Below are 7,205 nucleotides of genomic sequence, written 5' to 3'. Positions count from 1 at the left end.
GCGGCGGGCGCCGCGGACGAGTCCGCGCAGCAGCGCGGGCACCGTGCCGGGCATCCGGGCCGGGCCGGTGGCGCGGCCGATGGGGACGAGGTACGGCTCGTCGACGCCCATGGCGGCGTCGAGCAGGGCGAGGCCCTGGTCCTCGGTGAGGGGCGGGACGCCGGTGGCGCGGATGCGGTGCAGGTCGGCTTCGGTGAGCGTGCCCGTCATACCGGCCGTGGGCACCCAGGCGCCCCAGCCCAACGACTGTGCGGCCAGGCCCTGTTGGCGGCGCCAGATCGCCAGCGCGTCGAGGTAGACGTTGGCCGCCGCGTAGTTGCCCTGACCGGCGCTGCCCATGACACCGGAGATGGAGGAGAACAGGACGAAGGCCGTGAGGTCCTGGTCCTTGGTCAGCTCGTGCAGGTTCCAGGCGGCATCGACCTTGGGGCGCAGGACGGTCGACAGCCGCTCGGGCGTCAGCGCGCTCACGACGCCGTCGTCCAGCACACCCGCCGCGTGCACGACGCCCGTGATCCTCCGGCCGTGCAGGGTCTGCGCGAGCGCCTCCCGGTCGGCGGCGTCACAGGCGACCACCTCGACGTGAGCGCCCGACGCTCGCAACTCGTCCACCAGCTCGGAGGCGCCCCCGCGCCGACTCAGCAACAGCAGGTCGTGGACACCGTGTTCGGTCACCAGGTGCCGTGCGACGAGCCGGCCCAGACCGCCGGTGCCACCGGTGATGACCACGGTGCCCGAGCCCCAGCCCTTCGAGGGTTCGCCGGCCATGTCGGCCCTGGCCAGCCGGCCCACCCGGACGGCTCCGGCACGGGCGCTGAACTGGAAGTCCCCACCCTCCAGTCGGGCGGCGAGGACGGGCAGGGCCGCCTCCACGTCCGACTCGCGCTCGACGTCGAGCAGGGCGAACCGGCCCGGGTTCTCCGCCTCGGCCGCCCGGACGAGACCCCAGACCGCGCCGCCGACGAGGTCCGTGACCTCACCGCCCGGCACCGCCCCCCGGGTGGTGAACACCAGGCGCGCGTCAGCGAACCGCGGCTCGGCCAGCCACTCCTGCACCAGGCCCAGCGCCCACGCCGTCACCTCGTGCACCGCCTCGGGCGACGAACCGCCCGCCACAGGAACGAGCACGACATCCGGCACCTCGCCGAGCGACGCCAGGTCCTCCCCCAGCGTCACCGCCCCCACGGGCCCGCCCGCACGCTCCGGCGCGTCCACCCAGTCCAGCCGCAGCAGCGCCCCGGCCAGTCCGGCCCGCTCCGCCACGGCCGTCGGCTCGCCCAGCGTCAGCGATCCCGCCGACAGCACGGGCCCGCCCGCCGCGTCCGCCACCTCGACGGACACCGCGTCCGTCCCCGTCCTGGCGACCCGCATCCTGACCACGGCCGCGCCGGTCGCGTGCAGCACCACCTCGTGCCAGTCCGTGGGCACCAGCCGCGCGCCCTCGTCCGCGCCGGTCAGGGCGGCGATCTGGACGGCCGCCTCCAGCAGCGCCGGGTGCAGCCCGTACGGCGCCGCGTCCTCGGCCCGGCCCGGCAGGACGGCCTCGGCGAACACCTCGTCGCCCCGCCTCCACACCGCTTGCAGCGTGCGGAACGCCGGGCCGTGGTCCAGCGAGTCGTGGCACAACGCCGGATCCACGGCCTCCGCGTCCGCCGGGGGCCACGCGGAGGCGTCGAGGCTGACCTCGCGCTCGCCGATGGCCAGCATGCCGGTGGCGTGGCAGGTCCACGGACCGTCCGCCGCGTCCTCCGGCCGGGCGTAGCAGCTCAGCGGGCGCGTCCCGGTCTCGTCCGGGGCTCCGGCCACCAACTGGACGACGACGGCGCCGTCCTCGGGCAGCCCGAGCGGCTCGGCGAGGGTCAGCCGCTCGACCCGGTCGCAGCCCACCTGGTCGGCGGCCCGGACGGCCAGCTCCAGGAACCCGGTCGCCGGGAAGACGGCCGCGCCGCCCACCCGGTGGTCGCCCAGCCACGGCTGCGCCTTCAGCGACAGCCGGCCGGTCAGCAGCACGCTGCCCGAGTCGGCCGGGGAGACCACCGCGCCCAGCAGCGGGTGCTCGGCCGGCCGCAGACCCGCGCCGGTCACGTCGCCGGTGCGCGCGGCCCGGGCGGGCCAGTAGCGCTCGCGCTGGAAGGCGTAGGTCGGCAGGTCGACGCGCCGGGCGCCGGTGCCGTCGAAGACCCGGGCCCAGTCGACGGGGACGCCGACGACCTGGAGGCGGGCGAGCGCGGTCAGCAGGGCGCCCTCCTCCGGCCGGTCGGCGCGCAACGCCGGGGCCGCGACGTGGTCGGCGCCCTCGTCGAGGTTCTGCGCGGCGAGGGCGGTGAGGACGCCACCGGGGCCGAGCTCCAGGTAGTCCGTCGCACCGGCGGCGTCGAGGGCGCGGACGCCGTCGGCGAAGCGGACGGCCTCGCGGACGTGGCGCACCCAGTAGTCGGGGGTGGTGAAGTCCTCGCCGAGGGCGCCGGTGAGGTTGGAGACCAGCGGAATCGAAGGCGCCTGGTAGGTCAGCCCGTTCAGGACCTCGCGGAAGTCCTCCAGCATCGGGTCCATCAGCGGGGAGTGGAAGGCGTGCGAGACCTTCAGCCGCGTGGTCTTGCGATCGGCGAAGTGCGCCTCGATCGCCGCGACGGCCTCTTCAGCCCCCGAGACGACGACCGACGACGGGCCGTTGACGGCCGCGATCGACACGAAATCGCCCAGCAGGGGCAGGACTTCGTCCTCCGTCGCCTGCACCGCCAGCATCGCGCCACCCGCCGGAAGCGCCTGCATCAAGCGGCCCCGGGCGGCGACCAGCGTGCACGCGTCCTCCAGCGAGAACGCCCCGGCCACATGCGCGGCCGCGATCTCACCGATCGAATGGCCCGCCACGAACTCCGGCCGCACGCCCAGCGATTCGAGCAGCCGGTACAGCGCCACCTCGACCGCGAACAACCCGGCCTGGGCGTACTCCGTCCGGTTCAACAGCTCCGCATCCGCTCCCCAGACCACCTCGCGCAAGGCCGGGTCGAACTCCGAACACACCGCGTCGAACGCCTCCGCGAAGACAGCGAAGCGCTCATACAACTCCCTTCCCATCCCGAGCCGTTGCGAGCCCTGCCCGGAGAACAGCAGCGCGAGCCTCCGCTCCCCCGCCGCGCCGCGCGCCACCTCGGCACCGTCCAGCAGCACCGCCCGGTGCCCGAACCGCGACCGCCCGGCCAGCGACAGCCCGACGTCCACCGGCGAGCCGTCCAGTCCGGCGAGCCCGGCCAGTTGCGCGTCCAGCGCGGCCTCCGACGCGCCCGAGACCACCCACGGCACGACGACCGGCCCGACGCCGGGCGCCACACCCGCTGCCGCGGCCCGATCCGCCGCCGGCGCCTGCTCGACGATCACATGCGCGTTCGTCCCGCTGATGCCGAACGACGAGACCCCTGCCCGCCGGGGGCGCCCGGCCTCCGGCCACTCACGTGCCTCCGTCAGGAGCTCCACCGAGCCCGCCGACCAGTCGACGTGCGAGGACGGCGCGTCGACGTACAGCGTCTTCGGCAGCACACCCGCCCGCATCGCCTGCACCGTCTTGATCACACCCGCGACACCGGCCGCCGCCTGGGTGTGCCCGAGGTTGGACTTCACCGAGCCGAGGAACAGCGGGAGTTCGCGGTCCTGGCCGTAGGTCGCAAGCAGCGCCTGGGCCTCGATCGGGTCGCCGAGCGTCGTGCCCGTGCCGTGCGCCTCGACGGCGTCGACCTCGGCGGCCGACAGCCCGGCGTTGGCGAGGGCCTGGCGGATCACCCGCTGCTGGGACGGGCCGTTGGGCGCCGTCAGCCCGTTGCTGGCACCGTCCTGGTTGACGGCGGAACCGCGCACGACGGCCAGGACCGGGTGCCCGTTGCGGCGGGCGTCCGAGAGCCGCTCCAGGACCAGCACACCGGCGCCCTCCGACCAGCCCGTCCCGTCGGCACCGTCCGCGAACGCCTTGCAGCGGCCGTCCGTGGCCAGTCCGCCCTGGCGGGTGAAGCCGAGGAAGCTCATCGGCGTGGACAGGACGGTCACCCCGCCGGCCAGCGCCAGGGTGCACTCACCGCTGGTGAGGGACTGCGCGGCCAGGTGCATCGCCACCAGCGAGGAGGAGCACGCGGTGTCGATCGTGAGCGCGGGGCCCTCCAGGCCGAAGCAGTACGACACCCGGCCCGAGATCACGCTGTTGGCCAGCCCGGTGCTCGCGTGGCCCTCCACCTCCTCCCGCGAGTTCATCACCAGCGAGGCGTAGTCCTGTCCCGTCGTGCCGACGAAGACGCCGGTCCGGCTGCCGCGCAGCGCCGTCGGGTCGATGCCCGCCCGTTCGAACGCCTCCCAGGAGGTCTCCAGCAGCAGGCGCTGCTGCGGGTCCATGGCGAGGGCCTCGCGCGGCGAGATGCCGAAGAAGCCGGCGTCGAAGTCCCCGAGGCCGGCGACGAACCCGCCCCGGCGGGTGGCGCTCACGCCGTGGCCGGTGCCGAAGAGCGCGTCGAGGTCCCAGCCCCGGTCGGTCGGGAAGTCGGTGATGCCGTCGCGGCCCTCGCTCAGCAGCCTCCAGAGGTCCTCGGGTGTCCGCACGCCGCCGGGCAGGCGGCAGGCCATGCCGACGATCGCGATCGGCTCCCCGGCGTCGGCGCGGGTGGCGGCCTCCGGAGCCACCAGGTCGTGCTCCTCGCCGAGGAGTTCCCCCCTCAGGTGCGCGGCGAGGGCGTGCGGGGTCGGGTAGTCGAAGACCATGGTCGCCGGGAGCCGGAGCCCGGTGACGTCGGCGAGGCGGTTGCGCAGCTCGATCGCGGTGAGGGAGTCGAACCCGAGGTCCCGGAACTCCCGTCCGGGGTCGACCGCCTGGCCCGAGGCGTGGCCGAGGACGCCGGCCGCCTCCGTGCGGACGAGGTCGACGAGGTGACGTGAGCGGTCGCCCTCGCGCAGCTCGTACAGGCGCGCGGCGAAGGCCGTGCCGGTGGTGCTGACCGCCGTACGCCGCCCGGCGGGCAGGAGGGCGCGGAACAGCGTCGGCACCTCGCCGCGCGGGCGGGCGCCGACGGCCATCCGGCCGGTCGCGACCAGGGAGGGCGCGTCGACGGCCATGGCGGCGTCCAGCAGGGCGAGCCCGTCCTCCTCGGTGAGGGGCGGCACTCCGGTGGCGCGGATGCGGTGCAGGTCGGCCTCGGAGAGGGTCCCGGTCATGCCGGCGGCGGGCACCCAGGCGCCCCAGCCCAAGGACTGGGCCGGCAGGCCCTGCCGGCGGCGCCAGTGCGCCAGCGCGTCCAGGTAGACGTTGGCCGCCGCATAGTTGCCCTGACCGGCGCTGCCCAGCACACCGGAGATCGACGAGAACAGGACGAAGGCCCTGAGATCCTGGCCCTTGGTCAGCTCGTGCAGATTCCACGCCGCGTCCACCTTCGGGCGCAGGACGGCCGACAGGCGCTCGGGCGTCAACGCCGTCACCACACCGTCGTCCAGCACACCGGCCGCGTGCACGACACCCGTGACCGTCCGGCCGCGCAGCGCCTCCGCGAGCGCCTCCCGGTCCGCCGCGTCACAGGCCACCACCTCGACGTCGGCGCCCAGCTCCCGCAGCTCCTCCAGCCACGCGCCGGCGCCCCCGCGCCGGCTCAGCAACAGCAGGTCGTGGACACCGTGTTCGGTCACCAGGTGGCGCGCGACGAGCCGGCCCAGACCACCGGTGCCACCCGTGATCACCACCGTCCCCGCGCCCCACCCCGCAGGTGACCCGTCACCCGCAGCGCGGGTCAGCCGAGCGACCCGCACGGCGCCCGCGCGGACCAGCACCTGCGACTCGCCGGTCGCCAGCACCGCGTCCAGCGGCAGTCCACCGTCCGGGTCCGGGTCCGCGTCCACGAGGACGAACCGGCCCGGGTTCTCCGACTCGGCCGCCCGCACCAGGCCCCACACGGCGGCGCCGACGAGGTCGGACACCTCGCCGCCCGCCATGGCACCGCGCGTGACGAGGACGAGGCGCGCGTCCGAGAACCGTGGCTCGGCCAGCCACTCCTGCACCAGGCCCAACGCCCACGCCGTCACCTCGTGCACGGCCTCCGGCGTCGAACCACCCGCCACCGGGACCACCACGACACCCGGCACCTCACCGCCGAGCTCCGCAAGCTCGGCGACCTCCGCGAACGGGACGCTCACCGGCCGGGCGGGCGCAGCGGCGACCCACTCCAGCCGCAGCAGCGACCCGTTCACCCCGTGCGCAGCGGCGGCCGGCTCGCCCAGCTCCACGGACTCCGCCGACAGCACGGGCTCGCCCGCCGCGTCGGCGAGGACCAGCGACAGCGTGTCCGCGCCCGTCCGCGCCAGCCGGGCCCGCACCACCGTGGCACCCGTGGCGTGCAGCGACACCCCGGACCACGCCACCGGCACGAGCCCTCGGCCGTCCGCCCGCAGGACGGCGGCCGGCAACGCCGGATGCAGACCGAACCCGGCGGCCGAGCCCGCCAGTTCGGCCGGGAGCCCGGCCTCGACGAAGGTCTCCTCACCACGCCGCCAGACACCGGCGCCGTCCTCGACCGCGCCGGCCGGCGGCCAGACCGCCGCGTCGAAGTCGGCGGCGCAGGCTCCCGTGGTCAGCACCCCGGTGGCGTGCTCGGTCCAGGGCTCGTCCAGCCCGCCGTCGGGGCGCGAGAAGAACGTCACCGTCCGCGCGCCCGACTCGTCCGGCGCGCCCGCCCGGACCTGGAGCATCGTGCCGCCGCCCGCGCCGGCCAGGGCGAGCGGCCGGGTGACGGCGAGCCGCTCGACCCGGTCGCAGCCGACGTGGTCGCCGACCCGGATCGCCAGTTCCAGGAATCCGGCCGCCGGGAAGACGTCCGCGTCCTCCTCCCACGCAGCCGTGCCGGGCGAGAGCCGGCCGGTGAAGACGACGCTGTCCGTGCCCGCGAGCGGCACGGCCGCCCCGAGCAGCGGGTGGTCCGCCGCGAGCAGACCGGCGGAGGCGACGTCGCCGACAGCACTGCCCAGGGCCGGCCAGTAGGGCTCGTGTTGGAAGGCGTAGGTGGGCAGGTCGACGCGCCGGGCGCCGGTGCCGTCGAACAGCCGCGCCCAGTCGACGGGGACTCCGGCGACGTGCAGCCGGGCGAGCGCGGTGACCAGGGTGTGTTCCTCGGGCCGGTCGCGGCGCAGCAGCGGGAGTGCGGGGGTGTCCGGGTCCTGTTGGGCGAGGGCGGCGAGGACGCCGT

Annotated in this window: 1 protein-coding gene; it reads right to left on the bottom strand. The window is 75.7% G+C overall.

Annotated elements, in window-relative coordinates; genetic code table 11:
• Positions 1–7,205, bottom strand: a 7,205-nt coding sequence (locus BG452_RS26225; RefSeq protein WP_188306817.1) for a type I polyketide synthase, incomplete at both ends; no start/stop codon positions are given.

The organism is Streptomyces sp. CBMA123 (assembly GCF_014596465.1).
In the GTDB taxonomy this organism is placed as follows: Bacteria; Actinomycetota; Actinomycetes; order Streptomycetales; family Streptomycetaceae; genus Kitasatospora.
This window is presented reverse-complemented; position numbering and strand designations above follow the sequence as displayed.